Source organism: Vibrio sp. 10N.261.46.E11, assembly GCF_041472735.1.
Lineage (GTDB): Bacteria > Pseudomonadota > Gammaproteobacteria > Enterobacterales > Vibrionaceae > Vibrio.
Genome location: NZ_JBFRQW010000011.1, coordinates 1 through 514, shown reverse-complemented (window position 1 = coordinate 514; position 514 = coordinate 1). Strand labels below are relative to the sequence as shown.

Annotated in this window: 1 protein-coding gene; it reads right to left on the bottom strand. The window is 41.8% G+C overall.

Features of this window, described 5'->3' with window-relative positions; all coding sequences use genetic code 11:
• Window positions 1-419: helix-turn-helix domain-containing protein (locus AB4407_RS04220; RefSeq protein WP_372118949.1), on the bottom strand; the 419-nt coding region annotated here is incomplete at its 3' end.
• Window positions 420-514 lie beyond the last annotated feature (95 nt).

Here is a 514-nt window from a genome sequence, read left to right as displayed (position 1 = left end):
GGCGGTACAACTTGCTGAAGGCGGCGTTTATCTATCTCTTTAATGGTGTGCCAATGAACGCTCGTTAACTGGGAGATATGCTTAATAGGAAGAAGAGGCAGTAGTTGTTCTATATAACTTTTTAGGCGCTTCGTTATACGAGCATAAGGCTCTAACCAAGATAGCGACTCTGTTTTTATACCGCAGTCGCGACACTTAATCCTTCGAGTTTGAACAGAAAGTTCAACTGGAACACCGAGTAACATGGCATCCTTTACATGACGCCATTGATACTCATGGATAGCTTCGGCTTCAAGACCACAAAGGCACTTAGCCTCAGAGTTAGGTTTAAGAGTAAGGGTAATAAGTGTTGCTGTCTGGTGAGACTTTACTATTTGAAAGCCTTCCCAGAATGAAGATAGGAAAGTATGATTCTGCATGAAAACGGTAGTTTGTGTATGATTTTTGTTTGGCGACTAAACCATATCACTTACTACCGTTTTTGTTTTCAATTCCCGCTAATCCGCGATGAACC